The organism is Rothia sp. 88186D007BW, from assembly GCF_053544215.1.
Window position 1 is genome coordinate 1 of record NZ_JBPPTR010000001.1, and the last position, 25,425, is coordinate 25,425.

General features: G+C 54.1%; 26 protein-coding genes. 11 read left to right on the forward strand and 15 right to left on the reverse strand.

Going from position 1 to position 25,425, the window contains the following annotated elements; translation table 11 throughout:
• The 6 genes from ACEE09_RS00005 to ACEE09_RS00030 all read left to right on the forward strand — a co-directional run.
• On the forward strand, positions 1-546 hold a 546-nt coding region (locus ACEE09_RS00005), incomplete at its 5' end, for an LPXTG cell wall anchor domain-containing protein (protein ID WP_449080996.1).
• A gap of 167 nt (positions 547-713) precedes the next feature.
• Positions 714-1,238 carry a TPM domain-containing protein gene (locus tag ACEE09_RS00010; RefSeq protein ID WP_449080997.1) on the forward strand — a complete coding sequence of 175 codons (525 nt, stop codon included), beginning with the start codon at positions 714-716 and terminating at the stop codon, positions 1,236-1,238.
• Positions 1,239-1,426: 188 nt separating this feature from the next.
• Entirely contained in the window at positions 1,427-3,649 is a 2,223-nt protein-coding gene (locus ACEE09_RS00015; RefSeq protein ID WP_449080998.1) for an NADP-dependent isocitrate dehydrogenase, read from the forward strand.
• 76 nt (positions 3,650-3,725) lie between these two features.
• Positions 3,726-4,310, forward strand: a complete 585-nt coding sequence (locus ACEE09_RS00020; RefSeq protein WP_449080999.1) for a protein kinase domain-containing protein — start codon at positions 3,726-3,728, stop codon at positions 4,308-4,310.
• A gap of 191 nt (positions 4,311-4,501) precedes the next feature.
• Positions 4,502-4,750 (forward strand): hypothetical protein, encoded by a 249-nt coding sequence (locus ACEE09_RS00025; RefSeq protein ID WP_449081000.1) that lies wholly within the window; start codon positions 4,502-4,504, stop codon positions 4,748-4,750.
• An 846-nt stretch (positions 4,751-5,596) separates the two neighbouring features.
• On the forward strand, positions 5,597-6,196 hold the full coding sequence (locus tag ACEE09_RS00030) for a hypothetical protein (protein WP_449081001.1): 600 nt from the start codon (positions 5,597-5,599) through the stop codon (positions 6,194-6,196).
• Positions 6,197-7,048: 852 nt separating this feature from the next.
• Here ACEE09_RS00030 and ACEE09_RS00035 read toward each other — a convergent pair.
• The 4 genes from ACEE09_RS00035 to tpx all read right to left on the reverse strand — a co-directional run bounded on the left by ACEE09_RS00035 (position 7,049) and on the right by tpx (position 10,621).
• A complete protein-coding gene (locus ACEE09_RS00035) occupies positions 7,049-7,669 on the reverse strand; it encodes a thymidine kinase (protein WP_449081002.1) in 621 nt (206 codons plus the stop codon).
• A gap of 155 nt (positions 7,670-7,824) precedes the next feature.
• Entirely contained in the window at positions 7,825-9,330 is a 1,506-nt protein-coding gene (locus ACEE09_RS00040; protein ID WP_449081003.1) for an amino acid permease, read from the reverse strand.
• Positions 9,331-9,442: 112 nt separating this feature from the next.
• Complete coding sequence (locus ACEE09_RS00045; protein WP_449081004.1) at positions 9,443-9,898, reverse strand: OsmC family protein; 456 nt, start codon at positions 9,896-9,898, stop codon at positions 9,443-9,445.
• A 228-nt stretch (positions 9,899-10,126) separates the two neighbouring features.
• Positions 10,127-10,621: a thiol peroxidase gene (gene tpx / locus ACEE09_RS00050; RefSeq protein ID WP_449081005.1), complete on the reverse strand. Its 495-nt coding sequence runs from the start codon at positions 10,619-10,621 to the stop codon at positions 10,127-10,129.
• A 138-nt stretch (positions 10,622-10,759) separates the two neighbouring features.
• Here tpx and ACEE09_RS00055 point away from each other — a divergent pair, with 138 nt between their 5' ends.
• Positions 10,760-11,410, forward strand: a complete 651-nt coding sequence (locus tag ACEE09_RS00055) for a TetR/AcrR family transcriptional regulator (RefSeq protein WP_449081006.1) — start codon at positions 10,760-10,762, stop codon at positions 11,408-11,410.
• Positions 11,403-12,095 (forward strand): TetR/AcrR family transcriptional regulator, encoded by a 693-nt coding sequence (locus ACEE09_RS00060; protein ID WP_449081007.1) that lies wholly within the window; start codon positions 11,403-11,405, stop codon positions 12,093-12,095. Before ACEE09_RS00055 ends, ACEE09_RS00060 begins: the two co-directional genes overlap by 8 nt.
• Before the next feature lie 108 nt (positions 12,096-12,203).
• Here the strand turns inward: ACEE09_RS00060 and ACEE09_RS00065 are convergent, their stop codons facing one another.
• The 6 genes from ACEE09_RS00065 to ychF all read right to left on the reverse strand — a co-directional run bounded on the left by ACEE09_RS00065 (position 12,204) and on the right by ychF (position 16,875).
• The gene (locus ACEE09_RS00065; protein WP_449081008.1) at positions 12,204-12,866 is read right to left on the reverse strand and encodes a hypothetical protein; all 663 of its coding nucleotides are present in this window, start codon (positions 12,864-12,866) and stop codon (positions 12,204-12,206) included.
• A 25-nt stretch (positions 12,867-12,891) separates the two neighbouring features.
• Positions 12,892-13,083, reverse strand: a complete 192-nt coding sequence (locus ACEE09_RS00070; RefSeq protein WP_449081009.1) for a hypothetical protein — start codon at positions 13,081-13,083, stop codon at positions 12,892-12,894.
• Positions 13,084-13,236: 153 nt separating this feature from the next.
• Positions 13,237-14,589, reverse strand: coding sequence for an MFS transporter (locus tag ACEE09_RS00075; RefSeq protein ID WP_449081010.1), 1,353 nt, complete (start codon positions 14,587-14,589; stop codon positions 13,237-13,239).
• 23 nt (positions 14,590-14,612) lie between these two features.
• Positions 14,613-14,969, reverse strand: coding sequence for a zinc ribbon domain-containing protein YjdM (locus ACEE09_RS00080; protein WP_449081011.1), 357 nt, complete (start codon positions 14,967-14,969; stop codon positions 14,613-14,615).
• A gap of 129 nt (positions 14,970-15,098) precedes the next feature.
• On the reverse strand, positions 15,099-15,626 hold the full coding sequence (locus tag ACEE09_RS00085) for a hypothetical protein (protein ID WP_449081012.1): 528 nt from the start codon (positions 15,624-15,626) through the stop codon (positions 15,099-15,101).
• 163 nt (positions 15,627-15,789) lie between these two features.
• Positions 15,790-16,875: a redox-regulated ATPase YchF gene (ychF, locus tag ACEE09_RS00090; RefSeq protein WP_449081013.1), complete on the reverse strand. Its 1,086-nt coding sequence runs from the start codon at positions 16,873-16,875 to the stop codon at positions 15,790-15,792.
• Positions 16,876-17,123: 248 nt separating this feature from the next.
• On the opposite strand from ychF, the gene ACEE09_RS00095 reads away from it, so the two are divergent.
• Positions 17,124-18,431, forward strand: a complete 1,308-nt coding sequence (locus tag ACEE09_RS00095) for an amino acid permease (RefSeq protein ID WP_449081014.1) — start codon at positions 17,124-17,126, stop codon at positions 18,429-18,431.
• 102 nt (positions 18,432-18,533) lie between these two features.
• On the opposite strand, the gene ACEE09_RS00100 is transcribed toward ACEE09_RS00095, so the two are convergent.
• Complete coding sequence (locus tag ACEE09_RS00100) at positions 18,534-19,625, reverse strand: 4-hydroxy-3-methylbut-2-enyl diphosphate reductase (protein ID WP_449081015.1); 1,092 nt, start codon at positions 19,623-19,625, stop codon at positions 18,534-18,536.
• A gap of 20 nt (positions 19,626-19,645) precedes the next feature.
• Positions 19,646-20,731 carry a hypothetical protein gene (locus ACEE09_RS00105; RefSeq protein WP_449081016.1) on the reverse strand — a complete coding sequence of 362 codons (1,086 nt, stop codon included), beginning with the start codon at positions 20,729-20,731 and terminating at the stop codon, positions 19,646-19,648.
• Between the two features lie 124 nt (positions 20,732-20,855).
• Between ACEE09_RS00105 and xseA the strand changes: the two genes are divergently transcribed.
• Together xseA and ACEE09_RS00115 are read left to right on the forward strand one after the other, a co-directional pair.
• On the forward strand, positions 20,856-22,178 hold the full coding sequence (xseA, locus tag ACEE09_RS00110; protein ID WP_449081017.1) for an exodeoxyribonuclease VII large subunit: 1,323 nt from the start codon (positions 20,856-20,858) through the stop codon (positions 22,176-22,178).
• Positions 22,179-22,213: 35 nt separating this feature from the next.
• Positions 22,214-22,450: an exodeoxyribonuclease VII small subunit gene (locus ACEE09_RS00115; protein ID WP_449081018.1), complete on the forward strand. Its 237-nt coding sequence runs from the start codon at positions 22,214-22,216 to the stop codon at positions 22,448-22,450.
• Positions 22,451-22,546: 96 nt separating this feature from the next.
• Here ACEE09_RS00115 and ACEE09_RS00120 read toward each other — a convergent pair whose 3' ends face one another.
• From ACEE09_RS00120 to ACEE09_RS00130, 3 genes are read right to left on the reverse strand one after another with little or no spacing between them, the layout of a single operon-like run.
• Positions 22,547-23,764, reverse strand: coding sequence for a pyridoxal phosphate-dependent aminotransferase (locus ACEE09_RS00120; RefSeq protein ID WP_449081019.1), 1,218 nt, complete (start codon positions 23,762-23,764; stop codon positions 22,547-22,549).
• Positions 23,765-23,774: 10 nt separating this feature from the next.
• Positions 23,775-24,962 carry a glycine betaine ABC transporter substrate-binding protein gene (locus ACEE09_RS00125; RefSeq protein WP_449081020.1) on the reverse strand — a complete coding sequence of 396 codons (1,188 nt, stop codon included), beginning with the start codon at positions 24,960-24,962 and terminating at the stop codon, positions 23,775-23,777.
• The gene (locus ACEE09_RS00130) at positions 24,955-25,419 is read right to left on the reverse strand and encodes an NUDIX domain-containing protein (RefSeq protein ID WP_449081021.1); all 465 of its coding nucleotides are present in this window, start codon (positions 25,417-25,419) and stop codon (positions 24,955-24,957) included. Before ACEE09_RS00130 ends, ACEE09_RS00125 begins: the two co-directional genes overlap by 8 nt.
• Between the last annotated feature and the right edge of the window lie 6 nt (positions 25,420-25,425).

The following is a 25,425-nucleotide window of genomic DNA, read 5'->3' on the forward strand; positions in this document are numbered from 1 at the left end:
GGCACCATCGACAACGGTTCAGTATGGGTCAACGAGAACCTGAACCCCGCTCCCATCGAAGAAGCTCCCCTGGTTACTGACAAGGGCCCTGGCGTTACTCACGAACTGCCTGAAGGTCACATCGGCATCAACGGCCCCGGCACCACTGCTGAGCCCAAGCCCACCATCGACCCTTCAACCATCGTAGTTGACGACAAGACCCCTGCTACTGACGAGCCTTCCGCTCCTGCAGTAGAGGAAACCCCTGCTGCTGAGGAGACTTCCGCTCCTGCAGTTGAAGAGACCTCCGCTCCCGCCGCTGATGAGACTTCTGCACCTGCTGTAGAAGAAACTGAAGCAGCTGCTGCACCGGTAGCTTCAAACGGCACCACTCAGGCACCTGCCGCTCAGGCACCTGCCGCTCAGGCTCCCGCTGCTAACAACGCTCAGCAGCAGAACCTGGCTCAGACTGGTGCTTCCAACGCCACTCTGCTCGCCCTGGGCGGTCTGGCTGTCCTGGTTCTGGGTGCAGGCGCAGTTGTTGCTGCCCGCCGCTTCCAGGCCTAAGGTTTATAGCCTTTACCACTGAGGTGTTACCCTCCTGCTGCAAGCGGTGAGGGCCACTTCTTCCCATAGATAGTGGGGGTGTAACCGTGTGGTTGCACCCCCACTATCTGCATTATTTTTACTAGCACTTGGTTCTCACTCGCCAGCTATTTTGAGAGGTTACCTCTATGAAAAACTCATTCTTGACTAAAACTCTTACTCTTGCCCTCCTTGCAGGTGCAGGCTTGACCGGTTGTTCTTCTGAGCAAGCTAACCAAGGTTCTATTCCTAGCGCCTCAGAAACCTACAGTCTTGCTACGTCCGATGTGGTACATGATGCCGGTGATTTGCTGTCGCAGGAGCAGGAAGAAGCGCTAGCCAATCAGATTCGCCAGAAAATTGATGAGCATGGGTCCCCGCTGGTACAGGTTTACCTGTATGACCAGAAGATGGATCAGTTCAAGGTAGAAGTTCAGCGTCTGATTGATGGTTCCGACAATGCTGAGTTCCGTCAGAAGGGCGCAATTATTGCGGTAGATAAGCAGGGCAAGGCGGTTTTCATTGCTCGAGGTTCGGAGCTTCGGGGAACTCTGACCGATAATGAGGCTGCCAAGATTGTGGAGACGTCCTTGATTCCTCAGTTGGCGAAGCAGGATTACGCTGGGGGCCTGGCGTCGGCTGTTGACGAAATCTACGTAAAATCAGCGCAATAAGTTTGTGCCCTATACCTGCTATGAGCAGGTGATTCTTGAGCGCCGTAGCAAGCGGAGCCTGCTGGTAGTTGGATTACTTGTATCTGTCATATTCTGTCTCTGCCCAGCTCAAATTTCAGAGAGCTGGGGCACAGCGTTGTATTCTTGAGATAGAAACTGCCCACAAGCGACAAGGGAGATGCCCCTTCATGGCAAAGATTATCTACACCCACACCGATGAGGCTCCGCTGCTGGCGACCTACTCCTTCCTACCTATTCTTGAGGCTTACGCTTCAACTGCTGGTGTTGAGGTAGAGACCCGTGACATTTCACTTGCCGGCCGTATTCTGGCCCAGTTCAGTGATATTCTCCCTGCAGAGCAGCAGGTTGAGGACGCCCTGAGCGAGCTGGGCGATCTGGTGAAGACCCCCGAAGCTAACATCATCAAGCTGCCTAACATTTCTGCGTCCGTACCGCAGCTTAAGGCTGCTATCGCCGAGTTGCAGGGTAAGGGCTACGCGATCCCCGATTACCCTGATGAGGTTGTGACCGAGCAGGATAAGGACGTCCGCGCCCGCTACGACCGTGTGAAGGGCTCCGCTGTGAACCCGGTTCTACGCGAGGGCAACTCTGACCGCCGCGCTCCCCTGTCTGTTAAGAACTATGCCCGTAAGAACCCTCATTCTATGGGGGCCTGGTCAGCTGATTCTAAGACTAATGTTGCCACCATGGGCCATGATGACTTTTTCTCTAACGAGAAGTCCGTGATTATGGGGGCTGACGACACTCTGAAGATTCAGCATGTGGGTGCTGATGGTACTGTGACTGTTTTGAAGGAATCTCTTCCGGTGCTTGCCGGTGAGATTGTGGACGGCACCTACATGAATGTAGCTGAGCTCGATAAGTTCTTGGCTGAGCAGATTGCCCGCGCGAAGGCTGAGGGTGTGCTTTTCTCGGTGCATTTGAAGGCCACCATGATGAAGGTTTCTGACCCTGTTCTTTTTGGCCGTGTGGTGCGCGCTTATTTCTCTGAGCTTTTTGAGACCTATGGTGAGCAGTTGGATGCGGCAGGGTTGAACGGTAACAATGGCCTGGCCGCTATTATCTCCGGTATTGATTCTCTGCCTGCTGATATTCAGGGTGGGGTTCGTGAGCTGATTGAGAAGGGCCTGGCTGAGGGCCCGGAGCTGGCTTACGTCAATTCTGATAAGGGTATTACTAACTTGCATGTCCCTTCAGATGTGATTGTGGATGCTTCCATGCCCGCTATGATTCGTACTTCCGGGAAGATGTGGGGTAAGGACGGCCAGCAGGCTGACACGCTGGCTGTGCTCCCTGATTCTTGCTATGCGGGTGTCTACCAGACTGTTATTGAGGACTGCCGCGCCAACGGCGCCTTTGACCCCACCACTATGGGCACTGTGCCCAATGTGGGCCTGATGGCCCAGAAGGCTGAGGAGTACGGTTCTCACGATAAGACCTTCCAGCTTGAGGCGGACGGCAAGGTTCAGGTGGTGAACTCTGCAGGGGAGGTACTCATTGAGTATGAGGTGTCTGCCGGTGATATCTGGCGTGCCTGCCAGACCAAGGACGTCCCCGTGCAGGACTGGGTCAAGCTGGCCGTCACCCGCGCCCGCGACTCCCAGACCCCCGCTATCTTCTGGCTGGATAAGAACCGGGCCCACGACGCAAACCTGATTGCCAAGGTCGAGAAGTACCTGCCCGAGCACGACACTTCAGGTCTGGATATCCGCATTCTGGCTCCTGCTGAGGCAACCCAGTTCTCCATTGACCGCATCCGCAAGGGTGAGGACACCATTTCGGTGACAGGCAACGTGCTGCGTGACTACCTGACCGACCTCTTCCCCATTCTGGAGCTGGGCACCTCAGCCAAGATGCTGTCCATTGTTCCACTCATTAACGGTGGTGGTCTCTTTGAGACCGGCGCTGGTGGTTCTGCCCCCAAGCACGTTCAGCAGGTTCTGGAAGAGAACCACCTGCGCTGGGATTCTTTGGGTGAGTTCCTGGCCCTGGCGGCTTCCTTTGAGCACCTGGCCAAGACCACCGGTAATGCTTCTGCCCAGGTTCTGGCTGACACCCTGGATAAGGCGACCGGTACTTTCTTGAACGAGAACAAGTCACCTTCCCGCCGGGTGGGCGAGATTGATAACCGTGGCTCACACTTCTACTTGGCCAAGTTCTGGGCTGAGGAGCTGGCTGCTCAGGGCGCGGACGCCGATCTGGCGGCTAAGTTCGCCCCGGTAGCTGAGGCTCTGGGCTCGAACGAGGAGAAGATTGTGGCTGAGCTGCTGGACGCCCAGGGCTCCCCCGCCGACCTAGGCGGCTACTACAAGCCCGAGGACGCCAAGGCATCAGCCGTCATGCGCCCCAGCGCCACGCTGAATGACGTGGTGGATGGGTTGAAGAAGTAGTTTTAACTACAAGGAAACGTTAGGTGCACTTCAATATTTTATCCAAGAAAATTTGGAGTGCACCTTTTTATTTATTATGAAAACTAAAGAAATATTAAAATATTTTAACAAAGAAAAAAATAAATACTCACCCATCAGCGGGGAGCAAATTGGACAAGGCGGACAAGGGTCAATACGACTCGTCCAAGACAATAATGGAAATAAATTTGCATTAAAAGTCCCAAACAAATCTATTAACAAAGATAAGAATGAGTATCTCAGGGCTAAGCAGGAAGTTCTCACCGTTTCGGAAATTAATCATAAAAATATAGTAAACATTATTCAGTTCGAAGAAATTGTCCCCTCCCCCGATGACCTCCAGAAAGGTCTGATAGCATACTTAATGCCGCTTTATAGCAGCGACTTAAGAAAACATCTAGAAAATTTAAATACTAGACCTCTTCATTTTTCTGACCCTAAATATTTTTTACGCATTAAATGTCAACTAAAAATCATACGCGATGTACTTGAAGGCCTAAAATACATACACGATAAAGATATCATTCACAGAGATCTCAAGCCAGAAAATATTCTAATCGAAGATACTGGATTAGCCGTAATAACAGATTTTGGAATCTCGCACTTCCCTGGATCCAACTTAACCCAAAAAAGGATCTTTTAGCCAACCGTTCTTATCTAGCCCCGGAACAAAAAAGAGAATCTTTCGAGGAAATTACTAAAAAAGTAGATATTTACTCAGCTGGCCTAATCATTAATGAAATTCTTACTGGAAGAAATCCGGCTGGCACGAACTACATCAAGATTGCTGATGTACACCCGGTCCTATACAGAGTAGATACCATTGTAGAAAAAATGATTTCCTTTAATCCCAACGACAGGCCCAGTATAGAATTCATTGTTTTTTGGATAGATGAAATACTAAATGAACTTGAGGATATTGAAAACAATTACAACCTTAACATCTCAGCGCCAAGTTTAAAAAACCAGGCAATATCCGATGAGGCTTATTCAAAAGTCCCACCCGCAGCCAAAAACACCAACCCCCGCACCACCGAAAACACCCGCCCACACAACCCCAACGGCCGCCTAAACCCCGTCTGAAGAATCCGCCAAGTCTTGATTTGAGCGATGACACGTTTCACCACAGCTCGCACCCTGTTCATCACACGATGATTGTCCTTGACAGCCTTCGATGTCTTCACCGCCGGGTTTGCCCCTTGGGTGGTGTCAGTAGCCCCAAACCTACCTAGCCTTTATCAGCTAGAGGTATCTCATCTACGTACCTATCTACACCATGCTTTTTGAGGGCATAAGCATCGTGCCGAGCACCAGGTAGCCGGTCAGTGATGAGCAGAAGCTTACCGTTGATGGCGCAGAGGACTTGGTGATTGCACCGGGCCTGTTTGTGCTGACCAGAGACGTTGGTTTTACCTAGTGAGCGCCAGTTCCAGACCGGTATTAGTGTCCCGTTGATGAGCAGTGCTCCTGGTGCTGTGAGTGCCTGGGATAGGATGAGGGCTGGTGGTCTGTCTCCTGGTTTTCCTCAGGTGAGGTGGTTGTTTAGGATTTGTAGTAGCGTGGGCGTTTTGCGTAGTTGTTAGCCTGGTTGTACGTTGGTGGGGTCGTTGTTTAGTTGGTGGGTGTGGGGTGTGCTTCTACTTTTGAATAAGCCTCGATATGTATCTTGCTGACCACCTAATCAATTTCAACGACAATTTAGCCAGAAAAGATCTAAATATAAACTATCATTGCAACATACATTGGAGCATTTCAAACTATTCACAACAAATAATCATCGCTGATTATATATACGAATATTGTTTGAATAAGCTATTATATGAGTGTAACGGTAGTCTTCATAAAGAAAATTTTGATTTCAATCCTAGCGAACGAGAAATAGCGCAGCAACTAGAGGAGTTTAATAATATTTGTAAAAAGTATAAAAACATGGAAAACACAAGGACCCTCAAGCGTGCAAAAGATATATTTTCAAGATGCAAAGACTACCACAGAAAAGAATTGCTCGAAAAACTTCAATCAGATGATTTCACTAAATTAATAAGCGATATTTCAGATTCCCCCATTATCCATCTAGCAAAAGAGTACGGTAAATACTTTAGAGAGGAAAACCCGGCTGGAAGTTTCAAAGACAATGTTTTAGTTCTTAAAGAAGAATCAAGCACAACAATTGAAGACTTTGCAATACACCTATACGAAGATCTATATAAATCCATAACCTCTGAACGTTTCATACGCAACTTAGAAATATCTGGTGTTCTATACCACAACCATTTAAGCTACCAGAGAATCGACCTATTATTTGACTCAATTAAATATAATTCTTTTGAAAAAGAAATAGCAGAATGGTCTATATCAAATGGTGAAAACGAAGATAAACCTTATCTAAATGAGGACGTTAATGATATTTTAAAAAAATCAACCTCTACAGGAGGGTTAACTCTACTTCCTATTAATAATAGCTTCGACTATAATATTATTGCAAAGTTTTTTGATGTTTATTCAACCTCCCTTTCACGCAAAGAATGAAAAGCAGCCCACGCACAACCCGCAATATTTTTAGAAGCGCTACCTAGCTAACACTGGACCAAGCTAAAATAGAAAATCAAGTAACCTGCCCGATTTGATATTGCTAAATGCCAAATCGTGCTCTAAACGGTTAGAATTTTCGACGTCTGGGCTAGGTTCGGTATATAAATCTTTGTTAAGAGAAGCCTCAGTTAATCCCGAGATTTACAAAATGCAGAGTTTACAATTCATCTTGTTTATTGTCTATAAGCATCTCAAGGAGAATTTAATATCAACTACTTCACCGTTGTCCTCTCCAGATGCAGTAATCAGAAAGTTGGATAGCCTTCAGCAATCATCGTGACGCCCTGCCCTTTTTCATCTTGGTGCAGGTTAGAGCTTCTATCTCTGACCTGCACTTGATAGACCCATATTACACAGAAGTGCCGTACTCAAGTATCTGAGGCGGGACTCCCACTTGCTCACCAATCATGAAGAACATAGCATCTCCGCGCGGAGCGACTTCTACCGTAGAAGCATCATCATCTAACGCAAAAATCCAGCTCGGCCTGATCCCAGTATTATTAGGGTATTTATTCTCGCCAAAATAAGACTTCACACCACAGGTTGCTATACCATCGGCTGCCCAAGTGTCACATCCGATATTTCCCATAGGAGTGGCTAGAATACCTATTTGTCTGTCGACAGCCACTTGTTCAGAAACAGGGTAAAAGCTAGTGAGTTCTACTCTGTCATTTTGCGATTGGCTGGGTGATAGTCACGATGATGTCGGCGAAACTACTAGAAATAAGCCAGGTGTTTATGCGTAGCTGAAGAACTTAGAGCGCTACGAGAGGTAATATTCAGAGCCCGCTACTGGTAGAGCTTGCCGCCCGATTCCTCCAGGTAGCAGGTGGGGCAGAGCGACTCGTAGCCCACATGCACACCATCGATGGCCACCTGGTCGCCGGCAAAAACAAACTTTCCATCAACGGTGCGACCATTGAACAAAGCCTTGCGTCCGCACCGGCAAATAGTCTTCAGTTCCTCAAGGGTGTGGGCGATCTCCAGCAGGCGGGCAGAGCCGGGGAAAGCCCGCGTCCTAAAGTCCGTACGGATGCCGTAGCACATCACCGGCACGTTCTCTACCACCGCAATCCGCATCAGGTCATCCACCTGCGCGGCGGTCAAAAACTGGGCCTCGTCCACCAGCAGGCACGAGACGGGCAGGTGCCAGTGCATACGGTCGTCATCAGCATTAGGCTCAGCAGCAGCGTGGAAAAGCTCGCGCACAGAATCGTCCACCCCCACCAAAAAATCAGCCTGGCGGGTCACGCCCAAGCGGGACACAATCTCCGTATCGCCCTTAGTATCCACCTGCGGCTTAGCCAGTAGCACCCGCTGGCCCCGCTCCTCATAGTTATGGGCAGCCTGCAACAGCGCAGTAGACTTACCCGAATTCATAGCGCCAAAACGGAAATAGAGCTTAGCCACCCGGCCACACCTTTCAACCCAGAACACTTACACAGAAAACAAGACCAAACCACACCATTCTAGCCCGGCCCGCTCCCCCGCTCACAGGCGTCCTACCCTATAAACAAGGGAGGGCCCCGGAAAACCCGGCACCCTCCCCTTTCTCACAAAGAAACTTACTTGCCTGAGACCTCAAGTCCCGAAACGTCCACGTCCTTGAGCGGAATAGTCTTTGAGCCGGTTACCAGCTTGTGCACCAGCCAGACACCAATAATGATGGGCAGACCGATGTAGGCCGAAACAACCTCAAACCAGTGGCCCGCAAAAATAGCGTTATAGTTCTGCCCAGCAATCACCATCAGACACATCAGCAGCGCAACAAACGGGCCAATGGGGAAGAGCGGAGCCTTATAAGGCAGGTCGTTCACATCCTTGCCCTGGGCCACGTAAGCGCGGCGGAAGCGGTAATGGCAGATAGCCACACCCACCCAGGTAATAAACCCAGAAAGCCCAGAAATATTAATCAGCCAGGTGTAGGCAGAACCCTCACCCACCACAGCAGACACAAACCCAAACAGGCCAATAGCAGCAGTCATCAGCAGGGCAGGCATGGGGATGCCACGGGAGTTCACGCGGGCAAAAATCTTAGGAGCACGCCCCTCAAGAGCCAGGGCGTAGAGCATACGGGATGAGACGTAAAGGCCCGAGTTACCGGCAGAAAGAATCGCAGTCAGAATGACGGCATTCATCACCGACGCGGCAAAAGCAACACCCAGATTCTCAAAAACCATGGTGAAAGGTGAGTAGGCGACGTCGGTGGCGTCCGCCCGCAGCAAGTTGGGGTGGGTGTAAGGGATCAAGGTGCCAATAACAGCGATAGCGCCAATATAGAAAAGCATGATGCGCCAAAAGACGCTCTTGAGGGCTCGGGGCACATCGCGGCGGGGGTTCTCAGACTCACCAGCGGCAACACCAATCATCTCAGTGCCCTGGAAGGAGAACCCAGCGACCATGAAGATAGCCATAATGGAGAGGAACCCGCCCTTAAAGGGGGCTTCGCCGTCGGTCCAGTTGGCGAAACCGTTATCGTGGTTGCCCAAAATACCAAAAATCATGGCAACACCGGCAATCAGGAAGACAATGACCGTAACCACCTTGATAGTAGCCAGCCAGAACTCTGATTCGCCGTAAGAACGGGCTGAGAGCACGTTGATGCCCAGAATGATGGCCAGGAATACCCCAGCCCATACCCAGCCGGGAATACCGGGCAACCAGTAGGACATAATGACGCCAGCAGCCACCAGCTCAGCAGCTACAGTAATAGCCCAGTTGAACCAGTAGTTCCAGCCCATGGCAAAACCGAAAGAGTCTGAGACGTAGCGGGAGGCAAAAGTCTGGAAGGACCCTGCAACCGGCAGGTTCGCTGCCATCTCACCCAGGGACTGCATGAGCAGCAGCACCATAATACCGATGAGCGCATAGGCCAGCAGGGCACCGCCGGGGCCAGCCTCTGCGATGGTGGAGCCGGAGGCCACGAAAAGGCCGGTGCCGATAGCGCCACCAATAGCGATCATGGAGAGGTGGCGGCTGGCCAGGCCACGCTTGAGCTCTTCTTTGGTGGGGGTGGGGGCACCGCCCGGGCTGGCCTGCCCGGCACGTACAGAGTGCGCGTCAGTAGACATAGGGGGCTACTTTCAATGGTGTGGGCGCCCCAATAGGTTCGCCCAAGGGCATAAAGACAGACTTTAGACTACCACCGCCAGCGCCCTGCACTGCCCGGTATGAAAGGGTGATTTAGTTTTGTGTATCTTCGTTGATGAAAGTGACAGATGCGCCGTGTTCGACGGTGCGGGAGACGGTGCAATCTTTTTCGGCGGAAAGTTTAATGAGGCGGTCTACCATGGAGCGGGCCTTAGCGCCCTCATCGGTGGCGGGGAAGCGCACGTTGAAGCTGACTTCGATGTTATCGAGGCTAACGGCCTTATTGTCATCGACTGTGCGCAGCCCTGATGAGTGGACAGTGAAAGTTTCGGGTTCTGCTCTGCGGCTGGTAACTACATCTACGTCGATAGCTGAGCACCCTGCGATAGCTGCTAAAAGTAGTTCGACGGGGGTGAGTAGCCCCTCGCCTTGCCCGAAGTCTAGGGTGTCACCTTTGGCGTTAGTGGCCCGGTAGTGGCGGGAGGCTACCCGTTCGACAATCACGGCCCGGTAATTAGGGTCTTGGGTGCGGGTGGTTTTGTCGGTCATAGGTGTTCTTTCTCTTATGGCAGGCACGGCTGTCTGCGTCGTCCTTGCTAATTAGGTGCTCTAGAGACAAGAGGTAGCTACGCCAAGCACCTACACACATAGCGGTGGGTATATCCCTGAAAGCCTGCTGCCTTGGGGCTGGCATGAATCCCAGCGAGCGCCCCAGCGCGAGCTGGGAGAGGGTCAGCAGGCGGAAGGGATATACCCACCGCGTAAGTGATCTTGGTTTTAGAGAGCTTCGAGAGCTGCCTTGTAGTCGGGTTCGGTGGTGATTTCGTCTACCAGCTGGGTGTAGATGACTTCACCGGCGGGGTTGATAACCACAACGGAGCGGGCCAGCAGGCCAGCCAGGGGGCCATCGGCCATGGTGACGCCGTAGTCTTCACCAAAGGAGTCGCGGAAAGCCGAAGCTGAAACAACGTTCTCGATGCCTTCAGCGCCGCAGAAGCGCTCGAATGCGAAGGGGAGGTCCTTGGAGACACACACAACGGTGGTGTTCTCCAGCTTGGATGCTTCTTCGTTGAACTTGCGGACGGAGGTGGCGCATACGCCGGTGTCGATGGAGGGGAAGATGTTCAGAACTAGGTTCTTACCCTCGAATGAGTCTGATTTTACGGTGTCGAGGTCGGTACCCACTAGGGTGAATTCCGGTGCCTTGGAACCTACGGCAGGCAGGTCGCCTACGGTCTGTACGTCATTGCCTTCAAGATGTGTAGTAGCCATAGTTTTATTGTGGCGTAAACAATTAGCCCTATGCAAGGGGTTGCGCTGTGCGGGGAACTACTGGTCGATGCCTACACCATTGTGCTCTGCCCTGAACACCATCACCTTGTCGCTATTCCATTCGTTTACAATAAATCTGTGCCAAAACTCATCAACCATGAAGAACGAAAAAAAGAAATCGCCCAGGCAGTCTGGTCGGTTCTAGCCCGTGAAGGTATCCGTGGTGTCTCAGTACGCACTGTAGCTGCCGAAGCCGGTATCTCCACAGGGTCCCTACGCCATGTCTTCCCCTCCCACGAAGAGATGCTACAGTTCTCACTTGACTATGCCGGCAAGCGTTTTATAGGAACCTTAACAAGCCGAATCTATGACAAGGAACTTATCTACAGTCTCGAAGATATCTACAGCAGCCTCTCCCCCGTTTCTGAAGAAGGCAAACTCTTCATCACTGTAGCAGCAGGTATGCTAGGCAACGCCTCCACAATCCCCGGTATTGCTAAGATTCTGCAGGCCCAAGAAGAGGACTTCCTCTACGCCTACGGCTTCCTACTCACCCAGCTACGTGCTCACGGATTTGTGCGCCCCGATATCGATATTGAGCTGGAAGTTGAAAAAGTAGTGGCCATCTTATGGGGTATCAACTGCCTCTACCTCCTCACCGATAATGAGGCCAGCGAGGAAGAGCTCATGGCCCCCATGTTCACCCACTTTAAGAACCTACTTGAAGTTTTTGCCTACCCCGAGGGCCACGGCAAGGGCTACTTTAGTCAGGAGTTCTTCAATGCCTAAACTCATTGATCACGACGAACGCAAAAAAGTTATCTCCCAAGCTGTCTGGAAGCTCCTCACCGAGCGGGGCGTTAGCGCTATCACCATTCGCAACGTCGCCGCTGAAGCAGGTATCTCCACCGGCTCCCTGCGTCATTCTTTTGATAGCCGGGTGGAGTTGGTGACCTATGCCCTTGAGCTGATTGGTCTTGAGAACGAAGCGAGCATGAGGGCAGTCTCAGTGAAAGGCCAGGATGTACTAAACACTGTGAAAATGATGGAGCATTTCGTTCCTCTCACCCCGCGCAGTCGCGCATTTTCCCGCATTACTTTGGGCATGATTGCTGAGTTGCGGTCCACCCCCGAGGTGAAAGAGATTGCCGCTGCTAGCCTCCAGCGCATCCGCACCTTCTTCCACGACATGCTGCAACACCTTGATGAGGCAGGCCAGCTCAAAGCTGGGACCGATATCAAGGTAGAGGCTAACCAGCTCACTATGCTCTGCTACGGCCTAACCACTAAGGCGATTATCGGCGGTAAAGGGTCAGACCCGGTTAATCTCAGCTATATTTTTCGCTCCAGCGTGAATGAGCTACTCACCACCCCTGTGCCCTATGCGACGCAGGAGGATATTGATGAGTTCATAGCCCTTTCTGAGGGTGTAGCGGAACTACATACCCCCGAACCATCTAGCGAAGAACAATAAATCAGGGTCAAAGCGCCCTCCCTGCACTGTTTTGGGGCAGTAAAGCGGGCAGAGCCACTGGTGGCTCTGCCCGCTTTACTGATGAGCTGCTGCTGAAGCTACCTGCTTCTACCAGGCGAACCCGATAGAGTCCTCAATCTTCTGCAAGAAATCAGGGTTGGTGTCATCAACCAGAATGGCAACGTGCATTAGCTCGTACCCATTATCGAGGGTGAAAATATAGCCGGGGTTGTTGCCCGATGCGAAACGAACCTCAGAGCGAATGACCCTGACCCCGTCCGCACGGGTGTAACTGATAGTTTCAACGGTTTCTTTGATAGACCAGGCAGGGGTGAGTCGAGCCACGATTTCTTTTTCGTTCTCTTCTGCGCTTCTTCCCTGCTCATCAACATAGGGGGTGCCCACCATAAAGCGGCCTGCGGCGTCATCGGTGCTACGGTACTGGGTGAACTGGTAGACAAAAATCTCGGCCTGGGCGGGGCTAGCGTCCTGCACATAATCCAGGGGAACGAAGAAGGTCACGCCGTTCTCAGCGAAAACAGAGCCGGGGAAGGGATCCTCAGGGGTAGGTTCCGGGGTCGGCTCTTCAGTGGTCGGTTCGGGAGTGGGCTCAGGGGTGGCAGTTTCGGTCGTTACTTCCACCGCGGGAGTGGCTGAGCTGACGCTTGCTGAAGCGGTTTGTGGGTCAGTGCGGGTAATAACTTCTTCCTGCTGGCAGGCGGTGAGAGCTAGCAAGGCACAGGCTGAGAAGATGAGAGAGATTTTTTTCACGAGAAAACCTTATCTGGTCTGAGAACTAGAAAGAAAAAGTGCGGTAGCCTTCACGACTCATAAAGACGCCCTGGCCGGTTATAATATTTCCGCAGGTCAAACCATTTTGCTGAGAGTCACAGACAATATTACCGTAGGTAACAATCTGACCGTAGGGGACGGTACAGGAATAATACCTCGCTGCCACAGCCCCAACCCATACAGCCTTCTTCTTCATGCAAAGCCTCAACCTTCGTTTTTCTTCCGTACAACCCTAAAGTTGCGGACAACGTCCTAATATTCAGCTTTAATGCTATCTGGAATTTTGCTCTCAAAAAGTCTATTAATTTGCCTCAAAACTACTCACCGTTCAGAGACTACGCTCCTGCAACTAGCGCCTACCTGCTAAATCACGGCGAGCCTTGGGGTAAAGCAACACAATCATGATGATACCCAGCATGATGACCGGGATATGGCTAGCCATAGCCCAACGGAAGGCATCAAGGGTATAGGTATCGGGAGTACCGGCCCCCATCAGGTCAAGAATTAAACCAATGAGCAGGACGATAACAAAGGCCGCCATAAACCCGCCCATATTAGCAACACCGGTCGCTAAACCCCGCTGCTGCGAGGGCACATGCGAGCGCACCACCTCAAAAGCCACCATAGACACCGGCCCATTAATACCCAGCGTCATAGCTGCCGCATACACCAGGGGAAGAGGTGCAACACCAGGCCAGAAGAAGACAAGGGACCACAGGCTCAAATTCAGCAGACTCACGCCCACCGCAATATGCACCCGGTAGGTGGCAAACCGCGCCAGGATAGAGCCGGTCACAAAGCCCGCAACCACAATAGAAACCACCACCGTGCTCAAAACAGTTGAGGCAGTTGCAGAACTATAACCTAACCCGCCGGTTAAGAAAGGCATGCCCCACAAGAGCATCATGGAGAAAAACATGGAGGCCGTAGCATAGTGGACCCAGAAGGCCAGGCGCACCCCCGGGTAGGCCAGCACCTGCCGGATTGAGGCAAAAAAGCCAGGGCCAGCAGTAGGCGGTATGACAGGTAAGGAGTCTGTGACCGGGTAGGGGTGCTCAGCCCGTGCATCTTCTATCTGCAGGTGCCGGACGCTCGAACCCCTGCGAGTACGCCGAACCCGGTGAGCGAGCCCCTGGGCAGCAGTAGAAGCACCCGGCGCCTGCCTGAGGGTCAGCAAGGCCAAGATCAGCAGGAAAAGGCCGATAGCGGCCAAGACAGTAAAACCGCCGCGCCACCCCAAGGCACCTACCAGGGCAACCAAAGGGGCAACCGCAACGAGCTGGCCCATCTGACCCAGATTACCGCTGATCTGGTTGACCACCGGTATCTGTTTGGGTAAGAACCAGTCAGAAATTAGCCGGATTAGACTGATAAACATGCAAGCATCCCCGCCGCCTACCAGCACACGGGCCAGCAGAGCTAGCGGAAGAGTCTGGCTCTGGGCAAGAAGGAACTGGCCCACCGTCAGAAGCATCAGCCCGCTAGCGATCATGGCAGGGGCGCCCTTGCGATCAAGGAGGGCACCAACGGGCACCTGGCAGCCCGCATAGACCACCATCTGCACCACAATAAAAACTGAAATTGCGGTAGCCTCAACCCCAAAATGGGTTTGGGCAGTGGCCCCCAGAGCTGTAAAGGAACTGCGGTTGATAATCGAGAACACATAGGCGGCGACGGCAACCGCCCAGGTCAGCCATTTCATCGGTGGGCCACTGCTTTCAAGAATTAGTTGCTCTTCTTCACCACGGAAGACTTCAGATACATTTGGCCGGCGCCAGGTACCTTAGCCTCAATGTCGTGGCCGTTGACGGGGCTTTCTAGCAGGCGGATGCCGCGCACCTTGGTACCGGCCTTAATGTCTGCGCCGCCCTTAACTTTCAGGCCCTTGGTGATTGTCACCGAGTCACCATCAACCAGTTCGTTACCCACAGCATCGAGCACCTTAGGGCTGGTTTCTTCTGCCTCGGTGGCCTCAGTTTCAACCCATTCGTGGCCGCACATGGGGCAGACCCACAGATCCCCTTGCTGGTAGGAGTATTCTTCAGAGCATATGGGGCAGGCAGGTGTGAGGACGTCAGACATGAGGGTCTCCAATACTAAAGGGGGGGGAAAAAATAAGTCCTCCCCCATTATCACAGATAGAAACACAAAACCTCCCACTCTGCGAGGTTTCGCAGGGTGGGAGGTTATACCTTAGTGAGAGACTAGGCCTTACTTGCTGTTGGCAGGGCCTTCGTCTTCCATGTCGGTTGCGGGGTCTGAGACAACATCAGAAGGAGCGTCATCAGCGGCCTTCTGGTCCTTCTTCTCAGACTTATCGGCGTCTTTATCAGCCTTGGCATCAGTTTTGGTGTCAGTCTTAGCGTCAGTCTTTTCGTTCTGCTTCTTAGCCTGAGCGTCTGACTTTTCGGTGCCCTTATCAGCCTTGTCAGCCTTAGCTTCGGTGCGGGCTTCCTTTACGTCTTCAGCCTTTGCTTTGGCCTTCTCGGTACCTGCTGAGGCTGCTTCTTTAGCCTTTTCAGCACCGGCGGCAGCAGCTTCTTTAGCCTTATCAGCTAGTACAGGTGCCTGCTCCTTGATGGTTTCTTCGGCGGTTTTAATGCCGTCTTGCACCTTGGGGTCGTTCCAGAGGCTCACAGCCTGGTTCTTAATCTTTTCGTACTGGTCGTGGCCAGCACGAGCACCAAGAACATAACCGATACCTGCACCGGCCAGGAATGCTAGACGTGCCTTCATCATTAACCTTCTTTCATCAGGGGGCTTCTTATCCCCTATTGTGCCAAAGCATACTTACTTGCGGTAGGCGACACACCGCACAAAACCCCAAGTTACCCCAAGAAAAATGCAGCTGCCCCTCACACAGTGAGGAGCAACTGCATTTCTCCAGATGAAAGAAGGAAAACTAGACGTTAAAGCGGAACTCCACCACGTCGCCGTCCTGCATGATGTAGTCCTTACCTTCCATGCGGACTTTGCCGCGGGCCTTAGCCTCAGCCATGGAACCAGCATCGTCCAGGTCAGCGAAGGAGACAACCTCAGCCTTAATGAAGCCGCGCTCAAAGTCGGTGTGGATCACGCCGGCAGCCTGAGGGGCAGTGTCACCCTTGGCGATAGTCCAGGCGCGAGTTTCCTTAGGCCCAGCAGTCAGGTAGGTCTGCAATCCCAAGGTGGAGAAGCCCACACGGGCCAGCTTGTCGAGGCCGGACTCGTCCTGACCGCTCATCTCTAGCATTTCACGGGCCTCTTCTTCAGAGAGCTCAACCATGTCAGCCTCAAGCTTGGCGTCCAGGAAGACAGCCTCAGCGGGGGCAACCATGGCCCGCAGCTCGGCCTGCTTTTCCTCAGAGGCCAGGACGCCCTCGTCCGAGTTAAAGACGTAGATGAAGGGCTTGGAGGTGAGCAGGTTCAGTTCCTTGAGCAGAGCCAAATCAATCTTGGCTTCTTCGTACTTAGAAATCAGGGTATCGCCCTGTTCCAGTACGGCCTGGGCCTTCTTGTATTCCTCAAGCTGGGCGGGGTCGCCCTTCTTGATTTTGACGGCCTTTTCCAGGCGGGGAATAGCGTTTTCCAGGGTCTGTAGGTCAGCCAGCACCAGCTCGGTGTTGATGGTTTCCATGTCGCTGGCGGGGTCTACCTTGCCGTCAACGTGGATGACGTCGGGGTCGTCAAAGGCGCGGACGACCTGGGCGATAGCGTGGGCCTCGCGGATGTTAGCCAGGAACTGATTGCCCAGGCCTTCACCTTCGGAGGCGCCACGAACGATACCTGCGATATCCACGAAGGAGACGGTTGCAGGTAGGATGCGCTCGGAGCCGTAAATCTCTGCCAGGCGAGCCAGGCGCTCATCGGGCAGGTTGACGACGCCCACGTTGGGTTCGATGGTCGCGAAGGGGTAGTTCGCTGCCAGGATGTTGTTTTTGGTCAGTGCGTTAAAGAGGGTCGATTTGCCGACGTTGGGCAGACCCACAATTCCAATAGTTAAAGCCACGGAAAAATAAACCTTTGCTTGGGGTATTCTTAGTGCCCAGTTTACTAGGTATGGTGCCTGCTCTGTCGTTTTAGCAGGACGCGGGTGGGTGAGTTTGCTTCTACTGGTGGGCCCCGGTGGGTTTCGCCTTTGCAGATGCCCGCAAAAACACTCTCATCGACATGTTACTGACCTGTCTAAAGAGTGCGTCAAAGACTAGAATAGTAAGTAAGCATATCTTGCATTTATGTCAACCTAGGAGTTTTCGCATGTCTCATAAGGGCAGCAAGGAGCACACAGATGTCTCCACCGCAGCTATCGAAATGGGCGACGCCGCAACCCGGGCCCCAAAATGGAACCGCACAGACACAGCCTGGACCATCAGCCTCTTCGGAACCGCCGTCGGCGCAGGCATTCTCTTCCTCCCCATCAACGCAGGAGCCGGTGGCGTCTGGCCCCTACTGGCCGCAACCATCCTGATTTGGCCCATGACCTTCCTGGCCCACCGGGGGCTCTCCCGCATGGTCTCCGCCAGCTCCCAACAAACCGCAGACATCACCGAAGTATCAGAAGAATTCTTCGGCCAAGGTTTTGGCAAAATTTTTACCCTGCTCTACTTCCTCTCCATCTACCCCATTCTGCTCATCTACGGGGTCAGCATCACCAACACCGTTGACTCCTTCCTCACCCACCAGTTCGGGCTAGAACCCCTACCCCGCTGGTTACTGGCCGCCCTGCTGGTCGGTGCCATGAGCGCCGTCATGATGATCGGCCAAAAATTCATGCTCGCCGTCACCCAGTTCCTGGTCTACCCCCTCATCCTGATTCTTGCAGCGCTCACCCTCTACCTCATCCCCCACTGGTCCCTAGAAGGCTTCAACCAAGTACCTGATGCCGCGAACTTCGGCATGACCCTCTGGCTCATGCTGCCGGTCCTCGTTTTCTCCTTCTACCATGCAGCAGCTATCTCCCAGTTCTCAGTAGCCATGCGCAAGGAATACCGCAACTTCGCCTCCCTCAAAGCATCCCGCGTACTACGAGTAACCTCTATCATTCTGGTGCTCTTTACCATGGGCTTCGTCTGGTCCTGCGTACTAGCCGTTGGCCCCAACGGCCTAGCTGAAGCCCGCGCCTCCAACCTGCCTATCCTCTCCTACCTAGCTAACGAGTTCGACGCCCCCTTCATCAACTGGCTCGGCCCCATCGTAGCCATCGCCGCTATCGTCTCCTCCTACTTCGGTCATTGGCTCGGCGGGCACGAAGGAGCAGCCGGTATTATCCGCAAAAACTTCGACCCCGAGAAAAAACGCATCAGCGATAAGGCCCTCAACATGGCTATCAACGTCTTTATCGTGGTCACCGTCTGGGTCGCAGCGGTACTGAACCCCAGCGTCCTTACCCTCATTGAATCACTGGTTGGCCCGGTCATGGCCCTGGTGCTCTTCATCGTGCCCATGTGGGCTATCCGCAAGGCCCCTGCCCTTGAACCCTACCGGGGCAAGCTCAGCAACATTTTTGTGGTGATCACCGGTATCGCAGCCTTCTCAGCAGTTATCTACGGCCTGATTCCCAACTAACCCCACCTCTTAAATAGAAAGAACCCGACGGCTTGCCACGCCTCCCCTTTAACCGGGTGATTGGTGGTAAACCGTCGGGTTCACTTTCACAGGCCGCCGCACTTAGCGGTTAGGCTTAGACCCTCGCCCGCCCAGGCGCATACCGGGCTCACCCGCATCATTCTTCAAAGCCGCACGCAGCTCCTTAGGAAGTGAGAAAAGAATATCTTCCTTAGCGGTCTCAAACTTCTCAACATCAACATACCCATAATCTGCCAGCAGGCGCAGCACATCCTGCACCAGCACCTCAGGCACAGAAGCACCAGAGGTCACGCCCACCGTAGTGACGCCCTCAAACCAGGCCTCATCCACCTCATGGGCATAATCCACCAGGTAAGCCTGCTTGGCACCGTATTCCAGGGCAACTTCCTTCAAACGTACAGAGTTCGAAGAGTTGGTCGAACCCACCACAATCACCAAATCAGCTTGCGGGGCGATCTCCTTAATAGCACCTTGACGGTTAGAAGTCGCATAGCAGATATCGTCTGAAGGGGGGTCTTGCAAAGTGGGGAAGCGCTCGCGCAGGCGGGCAACAGTTTCAAGGGTTTCATCCACAGACAGGGTGGTTTGAGAGATCCATACGACCTTTTCGGGGTCGCGAACAGTTACCTGATCAACCTCATCAGGTGAGTTGACAATCTGAATGTGGTCAGGGGCCTCACCGGCGGTGCCCTCAACCTCTTCGTGGCCGGTGTGGCCAATGAGGAGGATGTCGTAATCCTGTTTGGCGAAGCGCACAGCCTCCCGGTGCACCTTGGACACCAGGGGGCAGGTGGCATCAATAGTGTTGAGCTGGCGGCCTTCTGCCGAGGCAACGACAGCCGGTGAAACACCGTGGGCTGAGAAGACGGTGACGGCCCCCTCAGGGACTTCCTCCACATCATCCACAAAGATTGCACCCTGGGCTTCTAGGGTTTCTACCACATGGCGGTTGTGCACAATCTGTTTGCGCACATACACGGGGGCGCCGTAGTGCTCTAGGGCTTTTTCCACGGCGATAACAGCACGGTCAACACCGGCGCAGTAGCCGCGCGGTGCTGCAAGGAGCACCTTCTTGTCGCCGGTGGGCGCAGCGGCCTCAACTTCTTCACGGGTCCGGCGCACACGGGGTACAGTGGGCAGACCCAGGTCAATGGTCTTCTCTTGGGTAGACATAGTCTCTATCCTACGTGGTTCTAGCGGGTGGGTGCAGTGGCTTCTCTCGCAGTCAGCTTCATGATCGCCGAGAGAAGAGCTAGCAGTGTTAGCGCTGCCGCTGCAACCAGCACTTTGAGGGCTAGGTCTGTGTGGTAGCTGGAGAAAGAGAGGGTGAGAGTTTCAGATAGTTTTTGGATGAAGAGGACGGCCGCGCTGCTGGCTGGCATCTCTATTCCGGCGGTGAGTGAGGCACCCCCACCTAGTAGACCTGCCAGCCAGAGGAGGGCTGCTGCAGCAAAAGCCATAAAGGCTAGGTAGGCAAAGCGGTTACGGGGCCAGATGAGGAAGCCGAGCAGGGCTGAGCTTGCGCTGACGATGAGCAGGGGCTGCCAGAGGGAGGCTAGCCATATCAGGGTGTTGATAGTGGAGTTAATAGGCCAGCTGTTCTGGCCGATGTCCAGTGGAATGGTGCGCCCGGGCAGGTTTGAGGTATCTATGCCAAAGCCGGTAGCAGACTGCACTGAGGATCCAGCCTGATCGTAGAGGGCGGAGAGGTCAAGTATAGCTGGGCGGCTTTCGCCGGAGAAGTTATAGGCGTGGGTATCTGAGATAACCTGGGCCCAGAGTTGAGGGTAGATATCTGAGGTCACCAGTGAGTGGGTGGCGCCTTCTACCAGGGTGTGGGTCTGGTCGTAGAGCCAGTTCTGCACTCCCCCGTACCAGGTGGTTGAGTGGCCATCGCCCAGGTAGGTTGTGATGGCAGGCGAGGTCATGATGTCGTCGGTGACTGCGGTAGCCAGGCTGGTCTGGAAGTCCTGATCGTAGGCGATGTTTTCAGTCATAGCTGCAAAGTTTTTGGTATCAACCAGGGTGGTTTGGCCCCAGTAGGCGGTAGCTGAGGCTAACCCTGTTGCCAGGGTCAGTAGGGCCAGCAGGGTGCAGAAAAAGGTTCTGGCTAGGCTGAAGGCCAGTCGGCGGCGCGGGCTACCCGGCAGGCGTGGGGGCGCGTAAGAGGCCACTGGGGCCCAGGCCTGTTCTTGGGCGCGCTGGTTTTCGGCCTGAATGTAGGGGTTAGTCCAGTTGCCGTTATCGTAGTCTTCTGTGCTTTTGTGGGGACCGGTCATGTTTGTATGGTAGCCGGTCTTACTGGGTATGTGCAGGGGTAGGGGCACTCCCTGACAGAAGAAAAGGCGGCTTTTTCTCGAGTCAGTGCTTAAAGTGTCAGCCAGCGGTGGTAGAAGTAGGTGTATGAACAGTTTTGGTGGTTCGGCCAGCGACCATGTGACGCTGGCTCAGTTACAGGCCCAACAGCAAGAGCAGGCGCAGCGCCCTGCCCGGCAGCTGGCAGAACGTGCTGGTCAGACCAGCCTTGATAACCCTTGGCCCTTGCATGTGCTCTCCAATAAGATGCACGAGTATATTGCCCGTTGTGTGCCCACCTGGGTAGAGGGGCAGATTATTGAGCTCAACCACCGCGGCCGGGTGTCTTATGTGACTCTGCGCGATATTGACCAGGAGGTCTCTGTCTCAGTCACCGTGTGGGGCTCTGAGATGGCTAAGGTGCAGGGCCAGTTAGAACGTGGCTCTCGGGTGGTGTTACAGCTCAAACCTGACTTCTGGGTCAAGACTGGCCGCCTGTCGATGCAAGGCTCGAACATTAAGCCGGTCGGTGTGGGCTCCATGTTAGAGCTCATTGAGCAGTTGCGGGCCAAACTACAAGCTGAGGGCCTTTTTAGCCCCAATCGTAAGAAGCCCTTGCCCTTACTTCCCCGCCGGGTGGGGCTCATTACCGGTCGCGATTCAGATGCGATGAAGGATGTTATCCGTAACGCTTCCCTGCGGTGGCCTGCCGTGGACTTTGTGGTGCGGGAGGTGGCGGTGCAGGGAGTGAATGCGGTAGCACAGGTGACCGCTGCTCTGGCGGAGCTTGATGCGGTAGCTGATATTGATGTGATTGTCCTTGCCCGCGGTGGCGGTTCCTTTGAGGATTTGCTCCCCTTTTCTGAAGAGGCCATGGTGCGGGCTGTTGCCGCAGCACAGACCCCGGTGGTCTCAGCTATTGGGCATGAGGCTGATTCTCCGCTGATTGACCATGTGGCAGACTTGAGAGCTTCAACCCCTACCGATGCCGGTAAACGTATTGTGCCGGACGTCCGTGAGGAGCGCGAACTCTTTGTCTCAGCCCGCTACCAGCTCATGAGGGCGGTGGAGCAGTTCGTCTTAGCTGAGCGGCATGGGCTAGCCCAGGTGCGATCCCGCCCGGTTCTTGCCAACCCTGGTTCAGCCTTGCTGGCCAGGTCAGAAGATATTGAGCGGCTACGGGCTAGGGCATCGAGTGCAGCTACCCACCGGCTGGCTCGGGACCGTGATCTTATTAGCCAGTTACGGGCACGGGTTAGGGCCCTTTCTCCCCAGCAGACCCTGGAGCGCGGTTATGCGGTCATGCAGGACGCCACCGGTCAGCTGGTGCGAGATGCCCGCACTTTGGAAGAGGGCCAGAGCATTAGCGTGCGTGCTGCCGCCGGTGCTGTTGAGGCTACAGTTACCGCCGTGCACCAAGAGAACCATTAGACCTAACCAGAACCTAGAGTGAGGTATAGAAAGATATGAGTGACAAAATCGAATTCACAGCAGAGCTTGACGCTACCCCGGTCAATCAGCTGACCTATGAGCAGGCCCGCGAAGAGCTCCTGCAGGTAGTAGCCCGCATGGAATCTGGGGCAAGCACCCTGGAAGAATCTATTGCCCTATGGGAACGTGGCGAGGCCCTTGCCCAGCGCTGCGAAGCCTGGCTCGACGGTGCCCAGGCCACCCTGGACGCTGCCCGCCAGAACCAGAATTAGGGCCATAAAAGTAGAGGGTATGGCAGGGGCACAGCCAAGCTGTTAGCTGACCACAGTGCACCTGCCATACCCTCGCGCTCAGAGGTGAGAGGCCTCTTAGTTCTGCTTGTAACTTGCCAGGAAGTTACCCAGCCGTTCTAGGGCGTCCGCTAGGGTGCGGGTATCAGGCAAGAAAACCAGGCGGAAATGGTCTGGCTTGCCCCAGTTGAAGGCAGAGCCGTGACTCAGCAGTATCTTCTGCTCTCGTAGCAGATCAAGCATGAATTGCTCATCGCTGGTGATGTTGAATTTCTCTACATCAACCTTGGGGAAGAGGTAGAGGGCACCTTGTGCCTGTTGCACGCTCACCCCCTCCATCTGGCTTAGCATCTGGTACGAAAGGTCGCGTTGCTCTTTAAGACGCCCACCGGGGAGCACCAGGTCATTGATGGACTGGTAGCCGCCCAGGGCTGTTTGAATGGCGTGCTGGGCCGGAACATTAGCGCACAGGCGCATGTTAGCCAGCAGATTAATCCCTTCAATGAAGGGGGCTGCTTCCTTCTTGGGCCCTGAGATAGCCACCCAGCCAGCACGGTAGCCGCAGACCCGGTAGGCCTTTGACAGACCTGAGAAAGTCAGGGTGAGGACGTCCTCACCTGCTACCGAGGCCATGTGGGTCATAGTGGCAGCATCGTAGAGAATCTTCTCGTAAATCTCATCGGCAAAGATAACAAGCTCGTGTTCCCGGGCCACATCAACAATCTGCTGGAGCACCTGAGGGGTATAAACCGCGCCGGTGGGGTTGTTGGGGTTAATGACCACAATTCCGCGGGTCTTGGGGGTGATTTTAGAGCGGATGTCCTCAATATCGGGGAGCCAACCGTTCTCTTCATCGCAGATGTAGTGCACCGGCTTGCCCCCTGCTAGCTGGGTCGCGGCCGTCCAGAGAGGGTAATCGGGGCTGGGCACCAGGACCTCTTCCCCGTCATCAAGCAGGGCCTGTAGGGTCATGGGGATGAGCTCTGAGACACCGTTGCCCAGGTAGACATCATCGGTGGTGATGTTCATGATGCCCTCGTTCTGGTAGTACTGCACAATGGCGGTACGGGCAGAGTAAAGGCCGCGAGAATCTGAGTAGCCCTGGGTGTAGGGCAGGTGCTCGATGATGTCCATCATGATGGTTTCAGGCGCTTCAAAACCAAAGGGGGCGGGGTTGCCGATGTTGAGTTTGAGGATCCGGTGGCCACGCGCCTCCATGCGCTGAGCTTCTTCCAGAATAGGCCCGCGAATATCGTAGAGAACGTTTTGAAGTTTTTTAGATTGCTTGAATGCCATGAGACCTACATTACTCCTTCATAGTGGTTAACCAGAAATAGGCGGCATCAGTTTCTGACACAGGGTTATCGCCGCTGGTGAGCGTGTTGAGACGCACCAGAGAATCAGTATCAAGATGCGCTGATACATCATTGAGGATGTCTTTAACCTCTTGAGGCAGCTCACCAGCCCGGGTAATTGGCACAATATTTTGCGCTAGCTCAGTACGCTCCGGGTCATCAAGTAAGAGCAAATTATTAGCCGAAATCTCTGCACTGGCTGAGTACATGTAGCTCATGCTAGTAGCACCGGTAATGAGTTCTTGAGCCTGATCAGACCTGTTATTAGAGGTCGTTCGGGTACCAGGGGTGCAGCCGTAGTGGGTCGTCAGAGAACTAGCGCCATTGGGGTTAGCGTCATAGCTACTAGGCGCAACCAGGCTCAGTTCAGCACAGACCGTATCTAAGTCGCTCATGCTTTCTAGATCATACCGCTGGGCGGTAGCCCGGGTGACCACATAGCCGTAACGGTTGGTGGCGTTTGATGGTGAAAGCACTTCAGCAGTATCAGGAAGCGCTCGATCCACATAGCTGACAATATCGTTACTGCTCAGCCCGCGCACGTTCAAAGAGGTAGCACTGGGGCTGGGGGTAGGGCTCGTGCTGGGGCCGGCACTACCGCTAGGGTCAGCGGACGCACTCCCACCAGAAGCCATACTCGGCTGAGAGTCTACCGCGGGGCTGGATTCTACCGTGGGGCTGGGTTCTGCCGCTCGTGCCCGCTCCTCTTCAATAATGGTGGGGCTCACAGCACCATTATCCGTCAGATAAAGCAGCAGGTCTCCAGATAGATCAGGGGTGATATGCACCAGCCCTTCAGCCGGGCTACTGGCGGTAGGTCTAGCTGTACTGGTGGCAGCAGTATCAAGGCCCATGCTGGCAAAATAAGCGGGGCGGTCATCTTCAGTTTCTACAACATCAACGGTATAACCAGCCTCTTGCAAGGCAGCCTGATAAATATAGGCTGCGTGGCGGGTTTCAGGGGTTAAACCTGTACCGATACGTAAAGTAGCGTCCGTGGCCGGGCTCGCTGAGGCACTCCCCCCACCCCCGGCTGTTGAATCACCACAACCACTGAGCGCGAGGCTGATAGCTGCAGCGAGTGCAAGCGCAGCAGCCCCATGGCGGGGCAGGTCTAGGCGTCCTTTTTCTTTAGCCATGCTGAGCCTCCTTGTACTTGCTGGCCATTTCCTGGGCGTCCGCATGGCCAAGGAGTCGGGCGGCCTCATCAACCAGAGAGTAGTAGAAGTGCTGGTCTAGTTCTGCCAGGGGGATCCATTCGGCGCGGTCGGTGGAGCCGTTGACTTCGTAGGTGAGTTCTCCGCCGGTGATGTGTGCCCTGTAGAAGGTCCGCATGGCGCAGAAAGGACGGGTGGCACCAGCTTCTGGCTCAAAGTAGGCTGCGTGCACCCCTAGCAGTTGGTCAAGTTCTACCCGGTAACCGGTTTCTTCAAAGACCTCGCGTAGGGCGGTCTCGTGGGGTTGTTCGCCAGGGTCCATGCCGCCGCCGGGCAGGGTCCAGCCCGGTCGGTAGCCGGGAATGTGCGGCACCCAGCGGGAGAGCAGAATCTTGCTGTCCTTAATGACCACGGCGTAAGCGGCTGGGCGAGTGTCCATCACCAG

What these genes read in the sequence shown, in the direction of transcription:
- ACEE09_RS00010 (WP_449080997.1), top strand. Translation starts at nt 714, where the DNA reads ATGAAAAACTCATTCTTGACTAAAACTCTTACTCTTGCCCTCCTTGCA.
- ACEE09_RS00015 (WP_449080998.1), top strand. Translation starts at nt 1,427, where the DNA reads ATGGCAAAGATTATCTACACCCACACCGATGAGGCTCCGCTGCTGGCG.
- ACEE09_RS00020 (WP_449080999.1), top strand. Translation starts at nt 3,726, where the DNA reads ATGAAAACTAAAGAAATATTAAAATATTTTAACAAAGAAAAAAATAAA.
- ACEE09_RS00025 (WP_449081000.1), top strand. Translation starts at nt 4,502, where the DNA reads ATGATTTCCTTTAATCCCAACGACAGGCCCAGTATAGAATTCATTGTT.
- ACEE09_RS00030 (WP_449081001.1), top strand. Translation starts at nt 5,597, where the DNA reads ATGGAAAACACAAGGACCCTCAAGCGTGCAAAAGATATATTTTCAAGA.
- ACEE09_RS00040 (WP_449081003.1), bottom strand. Translation starts at nt 9,330, where the DNA reads ATGTCTACTGACGCGCACTCTGTACGTGCCGGGCAGGCCAGCCCGGGC.
- ACEE09_RS00045 (WP_449081004.1), bottom strand. Translation starts at nt 9,898, where the DNA reads ATGACCGACAAAACCACCCGCACCCAAGACCCTAATTACCGGGCCGTG.
- tpx (WP_449081005.1), bottom strand. Translation starts at nt 10,621, where the DNA reads ATGGCTACTACACATCTTGAAGGCAATGACGTACAGACCGTAGGCGAC.
- ACEE09_RS00060 (WP_449081007.1), top strand. Translation starts at nt 11,403, where the DNA reads ATGCCTAAACTCATTGATCACGACGAACGCAAAAAAGTTATCTCCCAA.
- ACEE09_RS00070 (WP_449081009.1), bottom strand. Translation starts at nt 13,083, where the DNA reads ATGAAGAAGAAGGCTGTATGGGTTGGGGCTGTGGCAGCGAGGTATTAT.
- ACEE09_RS00075 (WP_449081010.1), bottom strand. Translation starts at nt 14,589, where the DNA reads ATGAAATGGCTGACCTGGGCGGTTGCCGTCGCCGCCTATGTGTTCTCG.
- ACEE09_RS00080 (WP_449081011.1), bottom strand. Translation starts at nt 14,969, where the DNA reads ATGTCTGACGTCCTCACACCTGCCTGCCCCATATGCTCTGAAGAATAC.
- ACEE09_RS00085 (WP_449081012.1), bottom strand. Translation starts at nt 15,626, where the DNA reads ATGATGAAGGCACGTCTAGCATTCCTGGCCGGTGCAGGTATCGGTTAT.
- ACEE09_RS00095 (WP_449081014.1), top strand. Translation starts at nt 17,124, where the DNA reads ATGTCTCATAAGGGCAGCAAGGAGCACACAGATGTCTCCACCGCAGCT.
- ACEE09_RS00100 (WP_449081015.1), bottom strand. Translation starts at nt 19,625, where the DNA reads ATGTCTACCCAAGAGAAGACCATTGACCTGGGTCTGCCCACTGTACCC.
- ACEE09_RS00105 (WP_449081016.1), bottom strand. Translation starts at nt 20,731, where the DNA reads ATGACCGGTCCCCACAAAAGCACAGAAGACTACGATAACGGCAACTGG.
- xseA (WP_449081017.1), top strand. Translation starts at nt 20,856, where the DNA reads ATGAACAGTTTTGGTGGTTCGGCCAGCGACCATGTGACGCTGGCTCAG.
- ACEE09_RS00115 (WP_449081018.1), top strand. Translation starts at nt 22,214, where the DNA reads ATGAGTGACAAAATCGAATTCACAGCAGAGCTTGACGCTACCCCGGTC.
- ACEE09_RS00120 (WP_449081019.1), bottom strand. Translation starts at nt 23,764, where the DNA reads ATGGCATTCAAGCAATCTAAAAAACTTCAAAACGTTCTCTACGATATT.
- ACEE09_RS00125 (WP_449081020.1), bottom strand. Translation starts at nt 24,962, where the DNA reads ATGGCTAAAGAAAAAGGACGCCTAGACCTGCCCCGCCATGGGGCTGCT.
- ACEE09_RS00130 (WP_449081021.1), bottom strand. Translation starts at nt 25,419, where the DNA reads ATGGACACTCGCCCAGCCGCTTACGCCGTGGTCATTAAGGACAGCAAG.